Annotated in this window: 23 protein-coding genes and 1 tRNA gene; 23 read left to right on the top strand and 1 reads right to left on the bottom strand. The window is 67.2% G+C overall.

Annotation, left to right across the window (positions count from 1 at the left end; genetic code table 11):
• The first annotated feature begins 5 nt into the window (after positions 1 to 5).
• The 3 genes from rpmG (at position 6) to PT931_RS23985 (ending at position 1095) form a co-directional block, all read left to right on the top strand.
• Positions 6 to 173 (top strand): 50S ribosomal protein L33, encoded by a 168-nt coding sequence (gene rpmG, locus PT931_RS23995; protein ID WP_197006641.1) that lies wholly within the window; start codon positions 6 to 8, stop codon positions 171 to 173.
• 80 nt (positions 174 to 253) lie between these two features.
• Positions 254 to 694: an FAS1-like dehydratase domain-containing protein gene (locus PT931_RS23990; protein WP_456247958.1), complete on the top strand. Its 441-nt coding sequence runs from the start codon at positions 254 to 256 to the stop codon at positions 692 to 694.
• Complete coding sequence (locus PT931_RS23985; protein WP_363729503.1) at positions 694 to 1095, top strand: MaoC/PaaZ C-terminal domain-containing protein; 402 nt, start codon at positions 694 to 696, stop codon at positions 1093 to 1095. The genes PT931_RS23990 and PT931_RS23985 overlap by 1 nt, the downstream gene beginning before the upstream one ends.
• Here PT931_RS23985 and PT931_RS23980 read toward each other — a convergent pair.
• Positions 1092 to 2333 carry an RNA polymerase sigma factor gene (locus PT931_RS23980; RefSeq protein ID WP_456247957.1) on the bottom strand — a complete coding sequence of 414 codons (1242 nt, stop codon included), beginning with the start codon at positions 2331 to 2333 and terminating at the stop codon, positions 1092 to 1094. The genes PT931_RS23985 and PT931_RS23980 overlap by 4 nt on opposite strands.
• 213 nt (positions 2334 to 2546) lie before the next feature.
• On the opposite strand from PT931_RS23980, the gene PT931_RS23975 reads away from it, so the two are divergent.
• From PT931_RS23975 to rplW, 20 genes are all read left to right on the top strand, one after another.
• Positions 2547 to 2619 (top strand) — tRNA-Trp (locus PT931_RS23975).
• Between the two features lie 114 nt (positions 2620 to 2733).
• On the top strand, positions 2734 to 3108 hold the full coding sequence (gene secE / locus PT931_RS23970) for a preprotein translocase subunit SecE (protein ID WP_456247956.1): 375 nt from the start codon (positions 2734 to 2736) through the stop codon (positions 3106 to 3108).
• A gap of 27 nt (positions 3109 to 3135) precedes the next feature.
• Positions 3136 to 3891 carry a transcription termination/antitermination protein NusG gene (gene nusG, locus PT931_RS23965; RefSeq protein WP_456247955.1) on the top strand — a complete coding sequence of 252 codons (756 nt, stop codon included), beginning with the start codon at positions 3136 to 3138 and terminating at the stop codon, positions 3889 to 3891.
• A gap of 74 nt (positions 3892 to 3965) precedes the next feature.
• Positions 3966 to 4400, top strand: a complete 435-nt coding sequence (gene rplK, locus PT931_RS23960; RefSeq protein WP_197006647.1) for a 50S ribosomal protein L11 — start codon at positions 3966 to 3968, stop codon at positions 4398 to 4400.
• Between the two features lie 71 nt (positions 4401 to 4471).
• On the top strand, positions 4472 to 5191 hold the full coding sequence (gene rplA / locus PT931_RS23955) for a 50S ribosomal protein L1 (protein WP_456247954.1): 720 nt from the start codon (positions 4472 to 4474) through the stop codon (positions 5189 to 5191).
• 174 nt (positions 5192 to 5365) lie between these two features.
• Complete coding sequence (locus PT931_RS23950) at positions 5366 to 6655, top strand: S8 family serine peptidase (protein WP_456247953.1); 1290 nt, start codon at positions 5366 to 5368, stop codon at positions 6653 to 6655.
• A 108-nt stretch (positions 6656 to 6763) separates the two neighbouring features.
• Positions 6764 to 7351, top strand: coding sequence for a 50S ribosomal protein L10 (rplJ, locus tag PT931_RS23945; protein ID WP_456247952.1), 588 nt, complete (start codon positions 6764 to 6766; stop codon positions 7349 to 7351).
• A gap of 60 nt (positions 7352 to 7411) precedes the next feature.
• Positions 7412 to 7795, top strand: coding sequence for a 50S ribosomal protein L7/L12 (rplL, locus tag PT931_RS23940; RefSeq protein ID WP_456247951.1), 384 nt, complete (start codon positions 7412 to 7414; stop codon positions 7793 to 7795).
• Positions 7796 to 8258: 463 nt separating this feature from the next.
• Positions 8259 to 11693, top strand: a complete 3435-nt coding sequence (gene rpoB, locus PT931_RS23935; RefSeq protein WP_363729487.1) for a DNA-directed RNA polymerase subunit beta — start codon at positions 8259 to 8261, stop codon at positions 11691 to 11693.
• A gap of 83 nt (positions 11694 to 11776) precedes the next feature.
• Positions 11777 to 15664: a DNA-directed RNA polymerase subunit beta' gene (locus tag PT931_RS23930; protein WP_363729484.1), complete on the top strand. Its 3888-nt coding sequence runs from the start codon at positions 11777 to 11779 to the stop codon at positions 15662 to 15664.
• A 62-nt stretch (positions 15665 to 15726) separates the two neighbouring features.
• Positions 15727 to 16080, top strand: coding sequence for a hypothetical protein (locus PT931_RS23925; RefSeq protein WP_456247950.1), 354 nt, complete (start codon positions 15727 to 15729; stop codon positions 16078 to 16080).
• Positions 16081 to 16319: 239 nt separating this feature from the next.
• On the top strand, positions 16320 to 16697 hold the full coding sequence (locus PT931_RS23920; protein WP_456247949.1) for a hypothetical protein: 378 nt from the start codon (positions 16320 to 16322) through the stop codon (positions 16695 to 16697).
• 382 nt (positions 16698 to 17079) lie between these two features.
• Positions 17080 to 17454, top strand: a complete 375-nt coding sequence (rpsL, locus tag PT931_RS23915) for a 30S ribosomal protein S12 (RefSeq protein ID WP_197006655.1) — start codon at positions 17080 to 17082, stop codon at positions 17452 to 17454.
• On the top strand, positions 17454 to 17924 hold the full coding sequence (gene rpsG, locus PT931_RS23910; RefSeq protein ID WP_197006656.1) for a 30S ribosomal protein S7: 471 nt from the start codon (positions 17454 to 17456) through the stop codon (positions 17922 to 17924). Before rpsL ends, rpsG begins: the two co-directional genes overlap by 1 nt.
• Positions 17925 to 18066: 142 nt before the next feature.
• The gene (fusA, locus tag PT931_RS23905; protein ID WP_456248197.1) at positions 18067 to 20172 is read left to right on the top strand and encodes an elongation factor G; all 2106 of its coding nucleotides are present in this window, start codon (positions 18067 to 18069) and stop codon (positions 20170 to 20172) included.
• A 93-nt stretch (positions 20173 to 20265) separates the two neighbouring features.
• Positions 20266 to 21459: an elongation factor Tu gene (gene tuf, locus PT931_RS23900; protein ID WP_363729476.1), complete on the top strand. Its 1194-nt coding sequence runs from the start codon at positions 20266 to 20268 to the stop codon at positions 21457 to 21459.
• 284 nt (positions 21460 to 21743) lie between these two features.
• The gene (gene rpsJ / locus PT931_RS23895; protein ID WP_018347762.1) at positions 21744 to 22052 is read left to right on the top strand and encodes a 30S ribosomal protein S10; all 309 of its coding nucleotides are present in this window, start codon (positions 21744 to 21746) and stop codon (positions 22050 to 22052) included.
• A 10-nt stretch (positions 22053 to 22062) separates the two neighbouring features.
• Positions 22063 to 22725: a 50S ribosomal protein L3 gene (gene rplC, locus PT931_RS23890; RefSeq protein ID WP_363729472.1), complete on the top strand. Its 663-nt coding sequence runs from the start codon at positions 22063 to 22065 to the stop codon at positions 22723 to 22725.
• On the top strand, positions 22725 to 23369 hold the full coding sequence (rplD, locus tag PT931_RS23885) for a 50S ribosomal protein L4 (protein WP_363729471.1): 645 nt from the start codon (positions 22725 to 22727) through the stop codon (positions 23367 to 23369). The genes rplC and rplD overlap by 1 nt, the downstream gene beginning before the upstream one ends.
• Positions 23366 to 23674, top strand: a complete 309-nt coding sequence (gene rplW, locus PT931_RS23880; protein ID WP_197006660.1) for a 50S ribosomal protein L23 — start codon at positions 23366 to 23368, stop codon at positions 23672 to 23674. Before rplD ends, rplW begins: the two co-directional genes overlap by 4 nt.

Here is a 23674-nt window from a genome sequence, read left to right as displayed (position 1 = left end):
CTCCCGTGGGTAAAGCGACTGACGTACGGCCGAAGATCACGCTGGCGTGCGTGGAGTGCAAGGAGCGGAACTACATCACGAAGAAGAACCGGCGGAACGACCCCGACCGGCTCGAGATGAACAAGTTCTGCCCGCGCTGCGGCAAGCACACCGCCCACCGCGAGACGCGCTAGTCACCGTCTGCAAGACTTCAGGAAGGCGTCGCCCGACACGGGCGGCGCCTTCTTCGTGTGTGTCACTAGGATCCATACCCATGCCCTTGGACCAGACACAGATTGGTCGGACGTACCCGCCGACCGCCCCGTACGAGGTGGGACGGGAGAAGATCCGGGAGTTCGCCGAGGCGATCGGCGACCCCAACCCGGCCTACCGCGACCCCGACGTGGCCCGCAAGCTCGGCCACCCGGACGTGATCGCGCCGCCGACCTTCCCGATCCTGCTCACCCTGGACGCGAGCGGGGTCGCCCTCGCCGCGCTCGGCGTCGAGCTGCGCAACGTGCTGCACCGCGAGCAGAAGTTCGAGTACAGCCGCCCCGTGGTCGCGGGGGACACCCTCGTCTGCGTCGTGGTCGTCGAGGGCATCCGCACCGTCGCCGGGAACGACATCCTGACCACCCGCACGGACGTGACGGACGGCTCCGGCGAGCTGGTCGTGGCCGTGTGGTCGACGCTCGTGGTTCGCGAGGAGGCGTGATGTACGAGGTCGGTACGCAACTGCCGGAGCGCGTGTTCCGGGTGACCCGCGCGGACCTGGTCCGGTACGCCGGCGCGTCGGGGGACTTCAACCCGATCCACTGGAGCGACCGGGTGGCCGCCGAGGTCGGACTGCCCAGCGTCATCGCGCACGGCATGCTCACCATGGCCCTGGCGGCCCGCGCGGTCACCGACTGGGTGGGCGACCCGGGCGCGCTGGTGGCGTACACCGCGAAGTTCACCCGGCCGGTGCCGGTACCCGATGACGAGAACGGCGCGGAGCTCGGGGTGTCGGCCGTCGTGAAGAAGGTCGACGGCGACCTGGTGACCGTCGACCTGTCCGTCGTCGCGGAGGGCGAGAAGGTCCTGGGCGCCGCGCGGGCGACCCTGCGGACCCGCTAACACACGTCGAGAGTCTGCCCGGCGGTCCGCACCACGCGGTTGCCGGGCAGCGTCGCCTCCACGTACCAGTCCGTCGGGATGTATCCCCAGCTCGTCGTGCTCCACTTCCCGGCACTGGAGGACATGTCCTCGGCGAAGTTGCCGGAGCTGTCGTGCAGGATCAGCCGGACCTTGCTCGGCGTGCCGCCCGTGACGGTCGCGGTCACGCCGAAGCTCTGCCAACCGCCCTGGCACCGCGGGTTCGTGATGCTGGCGGTCACCTTGGGGCCGACGAAGGTCGTCTGCGAGGCCGAGGGCCCCGCGGTGGTCGGGGCCACTGTCGGCTTGGCACTGGTCGCGCTCGGTCGGGGGGTACTGCTGGGGCTCGCGCTCGGACTGCGCCGGCTCGGCGTCGGGGAGGCCGCGAGAGCCCCCTCCGCCCGGTGCTCACCGGACGGGAGCGGCATCGGGGGCGCCTCGATGGTCTGCCGGCGCCCCTCGGGCGTCCCCGTCTCCTGCTGGGCGAACACCACCCCCGCGCCGACCAGCACGGAGGCCGCGACCCCCGTACCGAGGAGCGCCCACCGGCCCGGCCGGGGACCGTTGCGCTGGTCGGGCTGGCGGGGGAAACCGGCGGCGTCGAGCGGGCCGACCCTGCGGGCCACCTCGGTGAGCAGCGCGGGGAGCGTGGTCTCCCGGGTCTTCCGCAACCGGGGCCACAACTGCCCGGTCACCTTGGGAAACGGCAGCGCCGCGTACCGGGTGATCAGTGCGGGGGCGCCCTGTCGCGCGATCCGGTCCATGGCCTTGCCGAGCCGGGTGGTGACCGCCGCGGCGGACAGCCCGGTGACGAGCGCGATCTCCTCGGGGCCCAGGTCGTGCCGGGCGGACAGTTCCACGAGTTCGCGGTCGGCGATCCGGAGGCTGTTCGCGGCGGCGGCGACGGCCGCGGTGGTCTCCGCCGTGTGCACCACGGACCCGAGATCGATCGTCTCGGCCGCCGGACCGCCCGCCGGAGCGGGGCCCGCGGGCCGGTTCTGGTCGCGGCACTCGCGGCGCACGAGGGCGTACAGCCATGCCCGGGTGTGGTCCCGATCGGCCAGCTCAGGGGCCTTTTCAGTGGCGATGATGAATGCGTCGTGCACCGCGTCGGCGGCTCCCGCGCTGTTGAGGCCCAGGGAGAGGCAGTATGCGTAGAGTCGGTCGGCGTGTTCCCTGAAGGCCCGTTCGAGCCAGGGTGAGTCGCCGAAGTCGTCCATGCGAAGGCACGGTAGCGGGCTCCGGCTCTGAGGGCCACCCGCGCATCGGTTCGGTCTCGGCTCTGGCGCCCGGGGAGCCCGAGTTGGGAGAATCGCCGCCGTACCCGTACACTGGTCGACCTAGGGGTGAGTGGCCCCTGCTCCAGCATGCCTAACAAGTGCATACTGGGCGGGAACCGCTTGTCCCTTGCGCGGAACCTCCGGGGTTCGCAAAGGGGTGTGGCGCAATTGGCAGCGCAGCGGTCTCCAAAACCGCAGGTTGCAGGTTCGAGTCCTGTCGCCCCTGCGCCGAGCACTGTCCGGTGTTGCCTGTGGCTGGGTTGACGGAAGTACGTGTTAGCTGGAGCTATGGCGACGCTGGCCCTCTGGGTCGGCGTGGAGAGTGCAACGGAGAGGGCAAATGGCCGAGAGCAAGCGGCGCGACAACGACGCCGTCGACGGTGAGATCAACGAGACTGATGATCTCGTTGTAACCGACGACGCTTCTGACGCCAAGCCCGCAGAGGACAAGTCGGACAAGGCTGAGAAGTCATCCGATAAAGTAAAGACCGAGAAGTCCACCGAGAAGCGGGGCAACCCGCTCAGCCGGCTCGGGCGGTTCATCCGCGAGGTCGTCAGCGAGCTGCGCAAGGTCATCTGGCCGACGCGCAAGGAACTCCTGACCTACACCACGGTCGTCGTGGTGTTCGTCGCGGTGATGCTGACCATCGTCGCCTCCCTGGACTGGGCATTCGCCAAGGGCGTGCTGTGGGTCTTCGCCGACGGTAAAAAGTAGTTAGACGAGCAGGGGAAGAGAGCCAGCGTGCCTGAGTACGACGAGACCGAGAACGGCGCTGTCGCGGCGACGATCGAGGAGTCGACCGACGTCGAAGACGCCGGTGCCGTCGAGAACAAGGACACGGTCGAGGCTCCTGTCGCCGTCGCCGGCGAGGACAACGAGCAGCCGCTCGTCGCCTCGCCGGACGACGAGGACTTCGACCCGGTCAAGGAACTGCGCGAGGCGCTCCGGTTCGCTCCGGGCGACTGGTACGTCGTGCACTCCTACGCCGGGTACGAGAACAAGGTCAAGACCAACCTCGAGACCCGCATCGTGTCCCTCGACATGGAGGAGTTCATCTTCCAGGTCGAGGTCCCGACCCGTGAAGAGGTCGAGGTCAAGAACGGCAAGCGCCAGCAGGTGATGTCGAAGGTGTTCCCCGGCTACATCCTGGTCCGGATGGAGCTGACGCCGGAGTCCTACTCCTGCGTCCGGAACACCCCCGGGGTGACGGGCTTCGTCGGCGCGACGGACCGGGCAGACCGCCCGGCGCCGCTCTCGCTGAACGAGGTCCTCAAGTGGCTCGCCCCGGCGGTCACGGAGAAGAAGAAGAAGCCCGAGATCAAGGTCCTCGACTTTGAGGTGGGCGATTCGGTCACGGTCACCGACGGGGCGTTCTCGTCCATGCCGGCGACGATCTCCGAGATCAACCCGGACCAGCAGAAGCTGAAGGTCCTCGTGTCCATCTTCGGTCGTGAGACCCCGGTTGAGTTGAACTTCAACCAGGTCGCGAAGATCTGACCGAGAGTCGATCAGCTACCGTTGATGTCCCCGCGGATTGCGTGGGGGTTATCCACAAGCCCAGGAAGTAAGACATGCCTCCGAAGAAGAAGAAGCTCGTCACGACCTTCACGCTGCAGCTCCCCGCAGGTCAGGCCACCCCGGCTCCGCCGGTCGGCCCGGCCCTGGGTCAGCACGGCGTGAACATCATGGAGTTCTGCAAGGCGTACAACGCGCAGAGCGAGGCCCAGCGCGGCGACATCGTGCCGGCCGAGATCAGCGTGTACGAGGACCGGACGTTCTCGTTCATCCTCAAGACGCCGCCGGCCGCGCGCCTGATCCTCAAGGCCGCCGGTGTGGCCAAGGGCTCCGGTGAGCCGCAGAAGACCAAGGTCGCCAACCTGACGCGCGCCCAGGTGCGGGACATCGCTGAGAAGAAGATGCCCGACCTGAACGCCAACGACCTCGACGCCGCCGAGAAGATCATCGCCGGTACCGCCCGTCAGATGGGCATCACGGTCTCCGACTAGTCGGCAGTCCGTCAGCGTCAACCGTGGGAGGGCCCCCGATGGCCCGCCAGACACCACAGGAGTACAGAGCTATGTCGTTCGGAAAGAACTACCGCAAGGCCGCTGAGCAGATCGACCGGGACAAGATCTACAGCCCGTCCGAGGCGATCAAGCTCGCCAAGGCCACCAGTGGCGCCAAGTTCGACGAGACCGTCGAGATCTCGATGCGGATCGGCGTCGACCCCCGCAAGGCGGACCAGATGGTCCGTGGCGTGGTCAACCTGCCGCACGGCACCGGTAAGACCGCCCGCGTGATCGTGTTCGCGTCCGGCGCGAAGGCCGAAGAGGCCGTCGCCGCCGGTGCTGACGAGGTCGGCTCCGAGGAGCTGGTCGCCCGGATCCAGGGTGGTTGGCTGGACTTCGACGCCGCGATCGCGACGCCGGACCAGATGGCCAAGATCGGTAAGATCGCGCGGATTCTGGGCCCGCGCGGCCTCATGCCGAACCCGAAGACCGGCACGGTGACCATGGACGTCACCAAGGCGATCACCGAGATCAAGGGTGGAAAGATCACCTTCCGGGTGGACAAGCACTCGAACCTGCACCTCATCATCGGCAAGGCGTCGTTCGACGAGTCCAAGCTCATCGACAACTACGCCGCCGCGCTCGAAGAGGTGCTGCGGGCGAAGCCGTCCTCGGCCAAGGGCAAGTACCTGAAGAAGGTCACCGTCGCCACGACGATGGGCCCGGGCATCCAGGTCGACCCGAACCGCTACCGCAACCTGCACGAGGACGCCCCCGTCGAGGGCTAGGCAATCCTCTTCCCGACAGGGCACTCCCGCGAGGGGGTGCCCTGTCGGCGTTTGTCCCTGTTTAACTCCTGGGAAGGGGTTCCCTTCCGATGAGGACTGTGGCACGCTGCCCGACATGCGTTGTGCTGCGGCATCGGCGCGCGTTGGGACTCGTGTGTACGGGGAGGGTGGCAGGTGGCTGTGCGGGCAAGGGCGTTCGTGTGCCGGCACGTCGCTCTCGCGGCCATTCTCACCGTCGGCGGCGGGCTGGTGGCGACCCCCGCGCAGGCCGGCCCCGACCAGCCGCCGAACCTGCGCGAGCGCTCGTGGTACCTGGGCGCGATGAACATCCCCGCGGCCCAGTCCGTGATCCGCGGCGCGGGTACGACGGTCGCGGTCATCGACACCGGGGTGGACCCCGACGGCCCGGCGCTGAGCGGCCAGGTGCTGCACGGTACGGAGATCACGAACGCGGGGACGACCGGTGACGGCCGCAACGACGAGGACGGCCACGGCACCGGCATGGCCAGCCTGATCGCGGGCAAGGGCGGGGACGACGACCGGCTGCTCGGGGCGGCCCCCGAGGCCAAGATCCTCCCGGTGAAGATCACCCGGCAGGCGGACGGCGCGTTCAGCACCGAGAACGTGTACCGGGCGGTCGTGTGGGCCGTAGACCACGGCGCCAAGGTGATCAGCATGTCGCTCGGCGGCCCGCCGACCCCGGACGCGGAGTGGAAGCGCCGCCTGGTGCAGTACGCGCTGGACCACGACGTGGTGATCGTCGCCGCCGCCGGGAACATCCAGCAGGGCCAGGACGGCCCCCAGGTGTCCGAACCGGCCGCGTTCCCCGGGGTTGTCGCGGTGAGCGCGCTGAACCGGCACGGGGAGATCTGGGCGGGTTCGCAGACCGGGCCGGAGGTCGTGGTGGCCGCCCCGGGCGAGCTGCTGCCGTTCGAGACCCGCACGGGCTACACGTCCGCCTCCGGTACGTCCGGGGCGACGGCGCTGGTCTCGGGGGTGGTGGCGCTGATCCGGGCGCGCTATCCGGACATGTCCGCCGCCGATGTCGTGAACCGCCTGATCCGCACGGCACAGGACAAGGGCCCCAAGGGTCGCGACCTGCAGTACGGCTTCGGGGCCGTGGACGCCATGGCCGCCGTCGTCGCGGAGGTGCCCCGGGTCGACCGGTACCCGCTGCCGACCGTCTCCGGCGAGACCGTACGGCCGCAGGCGCTGACCGCCGGGCCGTCCCAGGAGCGGGCGGACATCGCGCCGTGGCTGCTCGTCGGGGCGGTGCTCGCCGGGTTGGCGCTGATGGCGACCGTGTTCTGGAGGGCGCAGATCACGGTGCCCCGATTTGGCGGAACGGCTCCCGGCCGCGTACTGTGGTCGAAGTTCACCCAGAGACCGCTGGTCACCGTACCTGAAAATGGTGTGGTTGAAGGTTCCGCATTGAGCGGACGGCCCGCGCAGGATGACGGATAGCCGATCGACGCGGAACCTTTCGCGTCCAACGCTCCGTGCGCCCTGCGCCGGGGCGTTTTCTCGTTACCGCGGACGGCCATGTGGTCGGAGTAACGAGAGAGGAGGGACATGGCGGACAAGCCGGTCCGGGCCGACAAGGCCGATGGCGTCGCAGAGCTCGCGGACAAGTTCCGGAACTCTTCGGCGACTGTTCTGACCGAGTACCGGGGCCTCAAGGTCTCCCAGCTGACTCAGCTGCGGCGGTCGCTCGGACGTGAGACCACGTACGCCGTCGCCAAGAACACGCTGGCGAAGCGTGCTGCGGTGGAGGCGGGCCTCGAGGGGCTCGACGAGCTGTTCACCGGTCCTACCGCGCTCGCATTCGTCGGCGGCGACGCTGTCGAGGCAGCGAAGGGGCTCCGCGACTTCGCGAAGGCCCACCCGCTCCTCGTGATCAAGGGCGGCGTCTTCGAGGGCAAGGCCATCTCGGCCGCTGAGGTCCAGAAGCTCGCCGATCTCGAGTCGCGCGAGGTGCTGCTGGCCAAGCTGGCCGGTGCCATGAAGGCGAACCTGAGCAAGGCTGCCGCCGTGTTCCAGGCTCCGCTGTCGAAGATGGCGCGTACGGCTGCTGCACTGCAGGACAAGAAGGCCGCCGGTGCCGAGGCGCCGGCCGCTGGCGCCGAGGCGCCGGCCGACGAGGCGAGCGCCGAGGCCTAACCCCAGGACTTCTGTCCTGTACATCCACCGACGTACCCGTTACACGAAAGGACGCCTACCATGGCGAAGCTCACCCAGGACGAGCTGCTCGGCCAGTTCGAGAACATGACCCTTATCGAGCTCTCCGAGTTCGTGAAGGCGTTCGAGGACAAGTTCGACGTCACCGCCGCCGCCCCGGTCGCCATCGCGGGCCCGGCCGGCCCCGGTGCCGCTGCCGAGGTCGTCGAGGAGAAGGACGAGTTCACCGTCGTCCTCGACAGCGCCGGCGAGAAGAAGATCCAGGTCATCAAGGAGGTGCGCGCGCTCACCAACCTCGGTCTCAAGGAGGCCAAGGACCTGGTCGAGGGTGCCCCGGCCAACATCCTGGAGAACGTCGCCAAGGACGCCGCCGAGAAGGCCAAGGCTCAGCTCGAGGCTGCCGGCGGTTCGGTCACGCTGAAGTAGTTTCACGTTTCACCGCGGGGGTGACCACTCTTCTGAGTGGTCACCCCCGCGTCGTTATCCCGTCTGTGTCCTGGAGCGACAAGCCTCTGACCTGCGTCGGAACGGGTCGCCGCCAGAACCGTTCGGCGTGGCGGCCGCGTTAGAGCGTGTGCCCCTTGACGGAGGGGGTCGGCTCCGGCAGGCTGTTTCCAGTAACACCGCTGCACCCAGAGGGCCGCTGCCAGTCACCGGAGCCTCCGCGGGTGGGGCCCACACCGGCGCTATGACCGGGGGCTGCCGCGCCGCGTAGAGGCAGACCTGGCACCCGCCTGGACAGCCGTGCGCCTTTCGGCTACACTGCTAGTTTGCGCTGCCTTCTGACACCGGCCCAGTCTATAATGTCCGTTCTCGGCCATTTTCGGTCTGGTCTTTCAGGGTGCGCGTAAAACGGCCGTTGCAGTACAGGTCCTCGGAAGGACGCATCTTGGCAGCTTCCCGCCCTGCGAAGACCAGTTTCACGACTAGCGCATACGCCCCGCGCCGGGTCTCATTCGGCAGGATCAAAGAAAACCTCGAGGTCCCGAACCTCCTCGCTATCCAGACCGAGTCGTTCGACTGGCTCGTCGGGAACGAAGCGTGGCAGTTCCGGAACGCGGACGAGCAGATCGCCCGCGCCGGCCTCGAGGAGATCCTCGAAGAGATCAGTCCGATCGAGGACTTCTCCGGCACGATGTCCCTGTCTTTCTCCGCACCGCGCTTCGACGAGGTCAAGGCCTCGATCGAAGAGTGCAAGGAGAAGGACCTGACGTACTGCGCTCCTCTCTTCGTAACCGCAGAGTTCACTAACCACGGCACCGGCGAGATCAAGAGCCAGACGGTGTTCATGGGTGACTTCCCGATGATGACGCCGAAGGGCACTTTCATCATCAATGGCACCGAGCGTGTCGTCGTCTCCCAGCTCGTCCGGTCTCCGGGTGTCTACTACACCAAAGAGCCTGACAAGACGTCTGACCGCGACCTGTCGAGCGTCAAGGTCATCCCGAGCCGGGGGGCCTGGCTCGAGTTCGACATCGACAAGCGCGAGACGGTCGGTGTGCGTATCGACCGCAAGCGTCGGCAGGCTGTGACCGTCCTTCTGAAGGCCATCGGCTGGTCGGATGAGCAGATCCGGGAGCGTTTCTCCTGGTCCGAGCTCATGATGACCACCCTGGAGAAGGACCACATCGCCACGCAGGACGAGGCGTTGCTGGACATCTACCGGAAGTTGCGTCCCGGCGAGCCGCCGACGCGGGAGAACGCCCAGAACCTCCTCGACAACCTCTTCTTCAACCCGAAGCGGTACGACCTCGCGAAGGTCGGCCGGTACAAGGTCAACAAGAAGCTGGCTGTGGACGCCCCGATCACCACGGGCGTTCTGACCGACGAGGACGTCGTGTCGACGATCGAGTACCTCTGCCGGCTGCACGCCGGTGAGGAGGGCTACGAGTCCGACGACATCGACCACTTCGGCAACCGGCGGCTGCGCACGGTGGGCGAGCTCATCCAGAACCAGGTGCGCGTCGGCCTGAGCCGGATGGAGCGCGTCGTCCGTGAGCGGATGACCACGCAGGACGTCGAGGCGATCACCCCGCAGACCCTGATCAACATCCGTCCCGTCGTGGCGGCGATCAAGGAGTTCTTCGGGACGTCCCAGTTGTCCCAGTTCATGGACCAGAACAACCCCCTGGCGGGTCTGACCCACCGCCGGCGCCTCAGCGCGCTGGGCCCGGGTGGTCTGTCCCGTGAGCGGGCCGGCTTCGAGGTCCGTGACGTGCACCCGTCCCACTACGGCCGGATGTGCCCGATCGAGACCCCGGAAGGCCCGAACATCGGCCTGATCGGCGCTCTCTCGACGTTCGCGCGGGTCAACCCGTTCGGCTTCATCGAGACGCCGTACCGCAAGGTCGACGACTCCGGTCGGGTCACCGAACAGGTCGACTACCTGACCGCGGACGAAGAGGACCGGCACGTCATCGCGCAGGCGAACGCCCCGCTGCGCGCCGACGGCACGTTCCTCGAGGACCGCGTCCTGGTGCGTCGGAAGGGCGGCGAGGTCGACTTCGTCACCCCGAAGGCCGTCGACTACATGGATGTCTCGCCGCGTCAGATGACGTCGGTCGCGACCGCCATGATCCCGTTCCTCGAGCACGACGACGCCAACCGTGCCCTCATGGGTGCGAACATGCAGCGTCAGGCCGTGCCGCTGATCAAGAGCGACGCTCCTCTGGTCGGTACGGGTATGGAGTACCGGGCAGCGGTCGACGCCGGTGACGTGGTCGTCGCCGAGGTCGCCGGTGTCGTAGAGGACGTCTGTGCCGACTACGTGACGGTGCACCAGGACGACGGCCACCGCCGTACGTACCTGCTGCACAAGTTCCGTCGGTCGAACTCCGGTTCCTGCGTGAACCAGAAGCCGGTCGTCATCGAGGGCTCCCGTGTCGAGGCCGGCCAGGTCATCGCCGACGGTCCGTGTACGGACCAGGGCGAGATGGCGCTCGGCAAGAACCTGCTCGTGGCGTTCATGCCGTGGGAGGGTCACAACTACGAGGACGCGATCATCCTGTCGCAGCGCCTCGTGCAGGAGGACGTGCTCACCTCGATCCACATCGAGGAGCACGAGGTCGACGCCCGCGACACCAAGTTGGGGCCGGAGGAGATCACCCGCGACATCCCGAATGTCAGCGAGGAGATGCTCGCCGACCTCGACGAGCGCGGCATCATCCGGATCGGTGCCGAGGTCGTCCCCGGCGACATCCTGGTCGGCAAGGTCACGCCCAAGGGTGAGACCGAGCTGACCCCGGAGGAGCGCCTGCTGCGCGCCATCTTCGGCGAGAAGGCCCGCGAGGTGCGGGACACGTCGCTGAAGGTTCCGCACGGCGAGACCGGCACGGTCATCGGGGTCCGCACGTTCAGCCGCGACGACGGCGACGAGCTGCCCCCGGGCGTCAACGAGCTGGTCCGCGTCTACGTGGCCCAGAAGCGGAAGATCCAGGACGGCGACAAGCTCGCCGGACGCCACGGCAACAAGGGTGTCATCTCCAAGATCCTCCCGGTCGAGGACATGCCGTTCCTCCAGGACGGCACGCCGGTCGACATCGTGCTCAACCCGCTCGGTGTTCCGGGCCGTATGAACATCGGCCAGGTGCTCGAGATGCACCTCGGCTGGGTGGCCAAGACGGGCTGGAAGGTCGAGGGCGAGGACGCCGAGTGGAAGAAGGCCCTTCGGGCGATCGGTGCGGACGAGTCCGGGCCGAACACCCGGGTCGGAACCCCGGTGTTCGACGGTGCCCGCGAGGAGGAGATCACCGGTCTTCTCGCGTCCACGATCCGCACCCGTGACGGGCAGCAGCTCGTCGAGGGCAACGGTAAGGCGAAGCTGTTCGACGGCCGCTCCGGCGAGCCGTTGCCGCACCCGATCGCGGTCGGCTACGTCTACATCCTCAAGCTGAACCACCTGGTGGATGACAAGATCCACGCGCGGTCGACGGGTCCCTACTCGATGATCACGCAGCAGCCGCTCGGTGGTAAGGCCCAGTTCGGTGGTCAGCGCTTCGGTGAGATGGAGTGCTGGGCCATGCAGGCGTACGGCGCCGCCTACGCCCTGCAGGAACTGCTCACCATCAAGTCGGACGACGTGCTCGGCCGCGTGAAGGTCTACGAGGCCATCGTCAAGGGGGAGAACATCCCCGAGCCGGGTATCCCGGAGTCCTTCAAGGTGCTGCTCAAGGAGCTCCAGTCGCTCTGCCTGAACGTCGAGGTCCTCTCGTCGGACGGCGTGCCCCTGGAAATGCGGGACCAGGACGACGAGGTCTTCCGCGCTGCCGAGGAGCTGGGGATCGACCTGTCGCGGCGTGAGCCGAGCAGCGTCGAAGAGGTCTGAAGTCGCGGCCGGCCCCGTGAGGGGCCGGCCACACCTCCGACAGACACTGACTGCCCGAGTAACTGAGTAAGGACGTAGACGAAGTGCTCGATGTGAACTACTTCGATGAGCTGCGGATCGGTCTGGCTACGGCTGACGACATCCGTCAGTGGTCGCACGGCGAGGTCAAGAAGCCCGAGACCATCAACTACCGCACCCTGAAGCCTGAGAAGGACGGACTCTTCTGCGAGAAGATCTTCGGTCCGACCCGGGACTGGGAGTGCTACTGCGGCAAGTACAAGCGGGTTCGTTTCAAGGGCATCATCTGTGAGCGCTGCGGCGTCGAGGTGACCCGGGCGAAGGTCCGCCGTGAACGCATGGGCCACATCGAGCTCGCCGCCTCGGTGACCCACATCTGGTACTTCAAGGGCGTGCCGAGCCGGCTGGGTTACCTGCTGGACCTCGCGCCGAAGGACCTGGAAAAGATCATCTACTTCGCCTCGTACGTCGTCACCAGTGTCGACACCGAGGCCCGGCACCGCGACCTGCAGACGATCGAGAACGAGATCCTCGCGGAGAAGCGCCAGCTGGAGAACCGCCGGGACGTCGACGTCGACGGCCGGGCCAAGAAGCTCGAGGCCGACCTGGGCGAGCTGGAGGCCGAGGGCGCGAAGGCTGACGTCCGCCGCAAGGTGAAGGAAGCCGGCGAGCGCGAGATGCGCCAGATCCGGGACCGGATCCAGCGGGAGATCGACCGCCTCGACGAGGTGCTCGACACCTTCCGCAAGCTCGAGCCGAAGCAGCTCGTCCCGGACGAGATGCTCTACCGCGAGCTCCGCGACCGGTTCGAGGACTACTTCACCGGCGGCATGGGTGCCGAGGCGATCAAGGCCCTCCTGCAGAACCTCGACCTGAACGAAGAGGCCGAGCTGCTGCGGGAGACCATCCGTTCGGGCAAGGGCCAGCGCAAGATCCGTGCCCTCAAGCGCCTGAAGGTCGTCGCCGCGTTCCTGAGCACCGGCAACTCGCCGCTCGGCATGGTGCTGGACTGCGTCCCGGTCATCCCGCCGGACCTGCGCCCGATGGTGCAGCTCGACGGTGGCCGGTTCGCGACGTCCGACCTGAACGACCTGTACCGGCGCGTGATCAACCGGAACAACCGCCTCAAGCGTCTGATCGACCTCGGTGCCCCCGAGATCATCGTGAACAACGAGAAGCGGATGCTCCAGGAGGCCGTCGACGCGCTGTTCGACAACGGCCGTCGTGGTCGTCCGGTCACGGGTCCGGGTAACCGGCCGCTGAAGTCCCTCAGCGACATGCTGAAGGGCAAGCAGGGCCGGTTCCGTCAGAACCTGCTCGGCAAGCGCGTGGACTACTCCGGTCGTTCCGTCATCGTCGTCGGCCCGCGGCTCAAGCTGCACCAGTGCGGCCTGCCGAAGCAGATGGCGTTGGAGCTGTTCAAGCCGTTCGTGATGAAGCGGCTGGTCGACCTCAACCACGCCCAGAACATCAAGTCGGCCAAGCGGATGGTCGAGCGTCAGCGCCCGGTCGTGTGGGACGTCCTCGAAGAGGTCATCACCGAGCACCCGGTCCTGCTGAACCGCGCGCCCACCCTGCACCGTCTGGGCATCCAGGCCTTCGAGCCGCAGCTGGTCGAGGGCAAGGCGATCCAGATCCACCCGCTCGTGTGTACGGCGTTCAACGCCGACTTCGACGGTGACCAGATGGCGGTCCACGTGCCGCTGTCCGCCGAGGCCCAGGCCGAGGCGCGGGTGCTGATGCTCTCGAGCAACAACATCCTCAAGCCGTCGGACGGCAAGCCGGTCACCATGCCCACCCAGGACATGATCATCGGGCTGTACCACCTGAGCCACGTGTCGCCGAAGGCGCAGCCGGACCCCCGGGTGTTCTCGAACGACGCCGAGGCCCGGATGGCGTTCGACGCGGGCGAGCTGCACCTGCAGCAGCCGGTCAAGATCCGCCTCGACGGCCTCACCGAGGTCGACAACGGCGCGTTCGACGCCCCGTGGGAGGCCCCCGAGGGCTGGGAGCCGGGTTCGCCGCTCATCGTCACCACGACGCTGGGCCGGGTCCTGTTCAACGAGACGCTGCCGGTGGACTACCGGTTCGTGAACTACGAGATCCGCAAGGGTCAGCTCTCGGTGATCGTCAACGACCTGGCGGAGCGGTACCCGAAGGTGCAGCTGGCGGCGACGCTGGACGCGCTCAAGGAGTACGGCTTCCACTGGGCGACCTGGTCCGGGGTCACGATCTCGATCGAGGACGTCGTCCAGCCGCCCAAGAAGTGGGAGATCCTCGGCCGGTACGAGAAGGACGCCGACCTGATCGAGAAGCAGTACAGCCGTGGTCTCATGACCGGTGAGGAGCGCCGCGGCGAGCTCATCGAGATCTGGACCAAGGCGACCAACGAGGTCGCCAAGGAGATGGAGACGGCGCTTCCGCAGGAGAACCCGCTGTGGGTCATGATCCACTCGGGTGCCCGTGGAAACATGCTCCAGCTCCGGCAGATCTCCGCGATCCGTGGTCTGGTGGCCAACCCCAAGGGCGAGATCATCCCGCGTCCGATCAAGTCCTCGTTCCGCGAGGGCCTGTCGGTCCTGGAGTACTTCATCGCGACCCACGGTGCCCGTAAGGGCCTCGCGGACACGGCCCTGCGTACCGCCGACTCGGGTTACCTGACCCGTCGTCTGGTGGACGTCTCGCAGGACGTCATCATCCGCGAGGAGGACTGCGGCACGGACCGCGCGATCCGGATGGCCATCGCGAAGGAGTTCGACGGCAAGCTGGTCGTCGACGAGCACGCGGAGTCCGGCGTCCACGCCCGCACCCTGGGCGACGACGTCAAGGACGCCAAGGGCAACGTCATCGCCACGGCCGGTTCGGACCTCAACACCCTGCTCACCGAGCAGCTGGTGGCCGCCGGGATCAAGGAGCTCCGGCTCCGCTCGGTGCTCACCTGCGAGTCCAAGCTCGGCGTCTGCGCGGCCTGCTACGGCCGGTCGCTGCCGACGGGTAAGAACGTGGACATCGGCGAGGCGGTCGGCATCATCGCCGCCCAGTCGATCGGTGAGCCCGGTACCCAGCTGACGATGCGTACCTTCCACACCGGTGGTGTGGCGGGTGACGACATCACGCAGGGTCTGCCGCGTGTCCAGGAGATCTTCGAGGCCCGGGTTCCGAAGGGTAAGGCTCCGATCGCGGAGACCCCCGGAAAGATCCGGATCGAGGACGGCGAGCGGATGCGCAAGATCATCATCGTGCCGGACGACGGCAGCGAGGAGATCGTGCACGACAAGCTCTCCAAGCGCTCGAAGCTCCGGGTGCACGAGGGTGGTCGGGTCGAGGTCGGCGAGAAGCTGGTCGAGGGCACGATCGACCCCCACGAGCTGCTGCGCATCATGGGTCCCCGCGCGGTTCAGGTCCACCTGACCGCCGAGGTCCAGAACGTGTACCGCTCGCAGGGTGTGCAGATCCACGACAAGCACATCGAGATCATCATTCGGCAGATGCTCAAGCGGGTCACGGTCATCGACTCGGGCTCCACGGAGTTCCTGCCGGGTTCGGTGGTCGACCGGGCGCAGTTCGAGGCGGAGAACCGTCGCCTCGTCGCCGAGGGTGGCGAGCCCGCCTCCGGCCGTCCGGTCCTGATGGGTATCACCAAGGCCTCGCTGGCCACGGACTCGTGGCTGTCGGCCGCCTCCTTCCAGGAGACGACCCGGGTGCTCACCGACGCGGCGATCAACGCCAAGTCGGACTCCCTGATCGGCCTGAAGGAGAACGTGATCATCGGAAAGCTCATCCCGGCGGGTACTGGCATCAGCAAGTACCGCAACATCCGGGTGGAGCCGACCGAGGAGGCCAAGGCCCGCGTGTACTCCATGACGGGCTACACCGAGGTCGACTACGGCTTCGGTCCGGCGAGTGGTCAGGCCGTCCCGCTGGACGACTTCGACCTGGGCTCGTTCCGGTAGAAGTACCGCTGTAACTCTGGCCGGGTCCCTACGGGGGCCCGGCCAGAGTGCATGATGGGGGTGTGGCGTACCCGATGCTCACCCAACCGCTCCGGCACCCCGCCGACCCCGACCCGACGGCGTCGACCAAGGCGCGCGCCGTCCTGGTGCTCGGGATCGTCGCGCTCGTCACGGGTCCGATGGTCGGGGGCCTGGTCCCCGCGTGGATCGCGCTGCTCCTGGCCCGCCAGGCGACGGCGGATATCGACGCCGCGGCCGGTTTCCTCACCGGACGGCGTGCTGTCCGGATCGGCACCGCCCTGGCCTGGGTCGGCGTCGCGCTCGCGGCCACCGCGCTCGTACTCGCGGTCGTGATCGGCCTGCTGCACCTCGTGCCGACCGGTGCGGGACAGGACTTCGACTCGCACACGTCGTAGTCGTAGGTCAAGATGGCTGCATGACGCAGGACCACGGGCAGACACCGCCACCCCCGCCGGAGCCGACACCGTGGGCGGCTCCCTCGCCGTGGGAGGTGTCACGGGAGCAGGCTCCCGTGGTCGCCGCCCCACCGGCCCCACCGGCCCCGCCGGTGCCCCAGATGCCCACCGGGCCCGCTCCGGTGCCGCAGTGGCACCGCCCGCCGCCACCACCCCGCCAGCCGGGCCCTGGTGTCGCCATGGCCGCCGTGCTCCCCGGCCCCGGCGGTGACTTCAATCTCGCCTACCCCGCGGTGCGCCCGATCCAGTCCGGGGTCGCCCTCGGGTCGCTGGTCGCCGGGATCGCCTCCCTGCTGGTCTCCATCGCCGTGCTCTGCTTCGGGGTGACCGGGGCCCAGGGCGGCTGGGGCGCCCAGGTGGCCGGCGCGTTCGCCGTGCTGGGGGCTGCCGCGGGGCTCGCGGGGCTCGCGCTCGGGTTGGCCGCGCTCCGCCAGATCCGGCGGGCCCGAGGGGAACTCACCGGCAAGGGGATCGCCGTCGCGGGGCTGTGCTGCGCCGGGGTCGGGCTGATCTCCAGCGTGGGGGCGCTCCTCCTGGCAGTGGTGTTGAGCACCTGACGGGTACCGGCGCGGGGTCTACAACCCGACCAGGTACTCTGGTATAGAGCATCCGCCACGGTGACTCGGGCCACGATGAGCACGCCTCGGCACTCCTCGTTTTGACCTACGTTCTCATAGTGGGTACTCTTTCCCCTTGTGCCTGGGCATCCCCAGGCCATCGTGCGTGCGTGCCGGCTAACCCCGCACGTGTGCACGAGCCCAGATCCGATCGGATCCCCATCCGATCGGGGAGCGCAGACGGCGACACGCCCGAGCGCGGGGGTCGAAGCTCAGGCTTCATCAGCACAGGCATGCACTATCTGACAGCTTTGCTTTAAGAGCTAGTGAACGGCCCGGCCGCGGCGCGCGGCGCCGAGGCCGGAGGGAGCGGAGAGACCCGGTGCCAACAATCCAGCAGCTGGTCCGCAAGGGCCGTCAGGCGAAGACGAGCAAGACGAAGACGCCTGCGCTCAAGGGCAGCCCGCAGCGGCGTGGCGTGTGCACTCGCGTGTACACCACCACCCCCAAGAAGCCGAACTCGGCCCTGCGGAAGGTCGCTCGTGTGCGACTCACCAGCGGCATCGAGGTAACGGCCTACATCCCGGGCGTCGGCCACAACCTGCAGGAGCACTCGATCGTGCTCGTGCGTGGTGGTCGTGTGAAGGACCTTCCCGGTGTCCGTTACAAGATCATTCGCGGTTCGCTCGACACCCAGGGTGTCCGGAACCGTAAGCAGGCTCGCAGCCGCTACGGCGCGAAGAAGGAGAAGAGCTAATGCCGCGTAAGGGCCCCGCCCCGCGCCGGCCGCTCGTTGCGGACCCGGTCTACAACTCCACGATCGTCACCCAGCTGGTCAACAAGATCCTGCTGGAAGGCAAGCGTGGCCTGGCTGAGCGCCTCGTCTACGGTGCCCTCGAGGGCGCCAAGGAGAAGGCTGGCACCGACCCGGTCGTCATCCTGAAGCGCGCGCTGGACAACATCAAGCCGACCCTCGAGGTCCGCAGCCGCCGTGTTGGTGGCGCGACCTACCAGGTGCCGGTCGAGGTGCGCCCGCAGCGTGCCGTCACCCTCGGCATGCGTTGGCTGGTTCAGTACAGCCGGGCCCGTCGGGAGAAGACGATGACCGAGCGGCTCATGAACGAGCTGCTCGACGCCAGCAACGGCCTCGGTGCCGCGGTGAAGCGTCGCGAGGACACGCACAAGATGGCCGAGTCGAACAAGGCCTTCGCGCACTACCGCTGGTAGGAGCGAAGCGGATACCAGCGGTAGCAGAAACTCTGCCGCAGGAACGCCGCAGCTTGGTCCCGGCGGCCGGTGAAAAACCCGGTCGCCAGGACCTGCAAACTAGTGAGTGCAAACTCCAGGACTTTCTAGAGACGAAGTAGGGATCACAGTGGCTGCCGCCGACAACGCGCTCGCCAAGGTTCGCAACATCGGGATCATGGCGCACATCGACGCCGGTAAGACGACGACCACCGAGCGGATCCTGTTCTACACCGGCATCACGTACAAGATCGGTGAGGTCCACGAGGGCGCTGCCGTCATGGACTGGATGGAGCAGGAGCAGGAGCGCGGGATCACGATCACGTCCGCCGCCACCAAGTGCGAGTGGGCTGGTCACACGATCCAGATCATCGACACCCCGGGTCACGTCGACTTCACGGTTGAGGTCGAGCGGTCCCTGCGGGTGCTCGACGGCGCGGTCGCGGTCTACGACGGCGTCGCCGGCGTGGAGCCGCAGACGGAGAACGTCTGGCGTCAGGCCGACAAGTACCACGTGCCCCGCATGTGCTTCGTCAACAAGCTCGACCGCACCGGCGCGAACTTCGACCGCTGCGTCGAGATGATGGTCGACCGGCTCAACGCCACCCCGCTGGTGCTCCAGATCCCGATCGGGCTCGAGGGCGACCACATCGGTGTCGTGGACGTCATCGGCATGCGTGCCCTGACCTGGCGTGGCGAGACCACCAAGGGCGAGGACTACGCCGTCGAGGCGATCCCGGCCGACCTGGTCGACGCCGCGGACCAGGCTCGCGAGACGCTGCTCGAGACCCTCGCGGACGTGGACGACCACTTCGCCGAGCTGTTCCTCAGTGGGGACGAGATCTCGAACACCGAGATCAAGGCCGCGATCCGTCGCGCCACCCTCGCCTCGAAGGCCAACCCGGTGCTGTGTGGTTCGGCGTTCAAGAACAAGGGCATCCAGCCGATGCTCGACGCCGTCATCGACTACCTGCCGTCGCCCCTGGACGTTCCGGCGTACGAGGGCACCGCGCTCAACGGCGAGACCGTCGTCATCCGTCACCCGGACCCGAAGGAGCCCTTCTCGGGCCTCGCCTTCAAGATCCAGACAGACAAGCACCTCGGCAAGCTGACCTACGTCCGGGTCTACTCGGGCACGCTCGAGTCGGGCACCCAGGTCAGCAACTCGACCAAGGAGCGCAAGGAGCGGATCGGCAAGATCTACCAGATGCACGCCAACAAGCGCGAAGAGCGTTCGTCGGCGTCGGCTGGTGACATCATCGCGGTGCAGGGTCTGAAGCAGACCACCACCGGTGACACGCTGTGTGACCCGGCGAACCCGGTGATCCTCGAGTCGATGACGTTCCCGGCCCCGGTCATCTCGGTGGCGATCGAGCCGAAGTCGAAGGCCGACCAGGAGAAGCTGGGCACCGCGATCCAGCGCCTGGCCGAGGAGGACCCGACCTTCCAGGTCAAGACCGACGAGGACACCGGCCAGACCGTCATCTCCGGTATGGGCGAGCTGCACCTCGACATCCTGGTCGACCGGATGCGTCGCGAGTTCAGCGTCGAGGCCAACATCGGCAAGCCGCAGGTGGCCTACCGCGAGACGATCAAGGGCACCGTCGACAAGCTCGACTACGTGCACAAGAAGCAGACCGGTGGATCCGGCCAGTACGCCAAGGTCATCGTCAAGGTCGAGCCGTTGGAGATGACTCCCGACGGCCCGACGTACGAGTTCGTGAACGCCGTCTCCGGCGGCCGTATCCCGAAGGAGTACATCCCCTCGGTCGACGCCGGTGCGCAGGACTCCCTGCAGTACGGTGTCCTCGCTGGGTACCCGCTGGTGGGCGTGAAGTTCACGCTCCTCGACGGTGCGTACCACGAGGTCGACTCGTCCGAGATGGCATTCAAGATCGCCGGCTCGATCGTGATGAAGGAGGCCGCCCGCAAGGCGAACCCCACCATCCTCGAGCCGATGATGGCAGTCGAGGTCGTCACCCCCGAGGACAACATGGGTGACGTCATCGGCGACCTCAACTCCCGGCGTGGCATCATCCAGGCGATGGAGGAGCGCTCCGGCGCCCGAGTCGTCCGGGCCCTGGTGCCGCTGTCGGAGATGTTCGGCTACGTCGGCGACCTGCGGTCGAAGACCCAGGGCCGGGCGAGCTATTCGATGCAGTTCGACTCCTACGCCGAGGTTCCGGCCAACGTGGCGAAGGAGATCATCGCGAAGGCCACCGGCGAGTAGTTCGCCGGTAGTCACGCCCGGGCAGCATCACCGGGCCGGTCCCACCCGGACCAGACCCAGATCGACGTAACCAACGGTCCACAGGAGGACACAGTGGCGAAGGCGAAGTTCGAGCGGACTAAGCCGCACGTCAACATCGGCACCATCGGTCACATTGACCACGGTAAGACGACGCTGACTGCGGCCATCACGAAGGTCCTGCACGACAAGTACCCGGACCTCAACCCGTACACGCCGTTCGACGAGATCGACAAGGCGCCCGAGGAGAAGGCTCGTGGTATCACGATCTCCATCGCGCACGTCGAGTACCAGACCGAGTCGCGGCACTACGCCCACGTTGACTGCCCGGGTCACGCGGACTACATCAAGAACATGATCACCGGTGCCGCGCAGATGGACGGCGCGATCCTGGTGGTCGCGGCGACCGACGGCCCGATGCCGCAGACCAAGGAGCACGTGCTCCTGGCCCGCCAGGTCGGCGTTCCGTACATCGTCGTGGCGCTCAACAAGAGCGACATGGTCGAGGACGAGGAGCTCCTCGAGCTCGTCGAGATGGAGGTCCGGGAGCTGCTCTCGACCTACGAGTTCCCGGGTGACGACCTTCCGGTCGTCCAGGTCTCGGCGCTCAAGGCTCTCGAGGGCGACCCGACCTGGTCCGCCAAGCTGCTCGAGCTGATGGACGCGGTCGACACCGCGATCCCGCAGCCGGAGCGCGAGGTTGACAAGCCGTTCCTCATGCCGGTCGAGGACGTGTTCACGATCACCGGTCGTGGCACCGTCGCCACCGGGCGTATCGAGCGGGGCATCATCAAGGTCAACGAGACTGTCGACATCATCGGCATCAAGACGACCAAGCAGTCGACCACCGTCACCGGTGTCGAGATGTTCCGCAAGCTGCTCGACGAGGGCCGCGCTGGCGAGAACGTCGGTCTGCTGCTCCGTGGTGTGAAGCGTGAGGACATCGAGCGCGGCCAGGTCATCATCAAGCCGGGCACGACCACTCCGCACACCGACTTCGAGGCGAACGTCTACATCCTCTCGAAGGAAGAGGGCGGCCGTCACACGCCGTTCTTCAACAACTACCGTCCGCAGTTCTACTTCCGGACGACTGACGTCACCGGCGTCGTCACGCTGCCCGAGGGCACCGAGATGGTCATGCCCGGCGACAACACCGAGATGACTGTGGCGCTGATCCAGCCCATCGCGATGGAGGACGGTCTCCGTTTCGCCATCCGCGAGGGCTCCCGCACCGTGGGTGCGGGGCGCGTCACTAAGATTCTTAAGTAACCCGATTTCACTTTGCCGTACCTCGTACGGCATAATGAATAGGTTGTGCGTTGCGGGGCGGCCTCGGCTGTCCGGTCTCCGGAGTCATCCAGGGCCGCCCCGTCTCGCGGTGTTCGACCCCGCTCGAACACCCCGACCCCGTCGTCGCACCGGGGCCCGCTGTCCGTCCTCCGGGGCGGAGTATGGCCCTAGAGCGCGACACGCCCGAGCGCGGGGGTCGGAAGCAATCGAGGCGAAACTGGCCTCGGCCAGCAGCGGCACGAGAGAAGGAAACAGAAGCCACCATGGCGGGACAGAAGATCCGCATCCGGCTCAAGGCCTACGACCACGAGGTCGTGGACTCTTCGGCTCGGAAGATCGTCGAGACCGTGACGCGTACCGGCGCTCAGGTCGCAGGCCCGGTGCCGCTGCCGACGGAGATCAACCGCTACTGCGTCATCCGCTCGCCGCACAAGTACAAGGACTCGCGCGAGCACTTCGAGATGCGCACGCACAAGCGTCTGATCGACATCATCGACCCGACCCCGAAGACGGTCGACTCGCTCATGCGACTCGACCTTCCGGCTGGTGTCGACATCGAGATCAAGCTGTAGGGACCGGACAATGGACAGGCAAGTCAAGGGCATCCTGGGCGCCAAGCTCGGCATGACCCAGGTCTGGGACAACAACAAGGTTGTCCCGGTGACTGTGGTGCAGGCCGGCCCGTGCGTGGTCAGCCAGGTTCGCAGCACCGACAAGGACGGCTACGCCGCCGTTCAGCTCGCGTACGGGTCGATCGACCCGCGCAAGGTGAACAAGCCGCTGGCCGGTCACTACGAGAAGGCCGGGGTCGCTCCGCGCCGTCACGTCGTCGAGATTCGGACGCCGGACGCCGACGCGTACGCCCTGGGCCAGGAGATCACCGCCGAGGAGTTCCCGGTCGGTGTCACCGTGGACGTCACGGGTCGGACCAAGGGCAAGGGCTACGCCGGCGTCATGAAGCGGCACGGCTTCCACGGTCTCCGCGCGACGCACGGTGTGCAGCGCAAGCACCGTTCGCCCGGTTCCATCGGCGCCTGCGCGACCCCCGGTCGCGTCTTCAGGGGCACGCGGATGGCCGGTCGGATGGGTGGCGTTCGCTTCACCGTCCAGAACCTGTCGGTGCACGCGGTTGACGTTGAGAACAACCTCATCCTGGTTCGGGGCGCTGTCCCGGGACCGAAGGGCGCTGTTGTCCTCATCCGTACCGCTGCGAAGACGAACTTGAAGAAGGGCGGTGTGAAGTAATGACCGCGGTTGACATCCGTGACGCCGAGGGCGCCACGACCGGCTCGGTCGAGCTCCCCGCTGCGATCTTCGACGTCCAGTCGAACATCCCGCTGATGCACCAGGTCGTGGTCGCGCAGCTCGCTGCCGCCCGCCAGGGCACGCACAAGGTGAAGACCCGCGCTGAGGTTTCCGGCGGCGGTCGCAAGCCTTACAAGCAGAAGGGGACCGGCCGCGCCCGTCAGGGCTCGACTCGTTCTCCCCAGTTCGCTGGTGGTGGCGTCTCGCACGGGCCCGTCCCGCGTGACTACTCGCAGCGGACCCCCAAGAAGATGAAGGCCGCCGCCCTGCGTGGCGCTCTCTCCGACCGGGCCCGTAACGGCCAGGTCTTCGTCATCGAGTCGTTCGTGTCCGGCGAGAAGCCGTCCACGAAGACCGCGATGGCCGCGCTCAACAAGGTCTCGGACGCCACCCGCGCCCTGATCGTGCTGAGCCGCACGGAGGAGACCTCCTGGCTGAGCCTGCGGAACGTGCCCACGGTGCACCTGCTCGCCGTCGACCAGCTCAACACGTACGACGTGCTGGTCAACGACGACGTGGTCTTCACCGTCGAGGCTCTGAACGAGTTCCTGGGTACCAAGCAGGAGCAGGAGGAGAGCAAGTGAGCGGCGTGAGCTTCGGGGATCCCCGAGACGTCATCCTGCAGCCGGTCGTCTCCGAGAAGAGCTACGGCCTGCTGGACCAGAACAAGTACACGTTCCTGGTTCACCCGGACGCCAACAAGACGCACATCAAGATCGCTATCCAGCAGATCTTCAGCGTCAAGGTGGAGTCGGTGAACACGCTCAACCGCGAGGGTAAGCGCAAGCGCACCAAGTTCGGCTGGGGCAAGCGCAAGGACACCAAGCGCGCGATCGTGACGTTGGCCCCGGGTGACCGGATTGAGGCCTTCGGCGGCCCGGTCAGCTGA

The organism is Longispora urticae, assembly GCF_053902585.1.
This window is presented reverse-complemented; position numbering and strand designations above follow the sequence as displayed.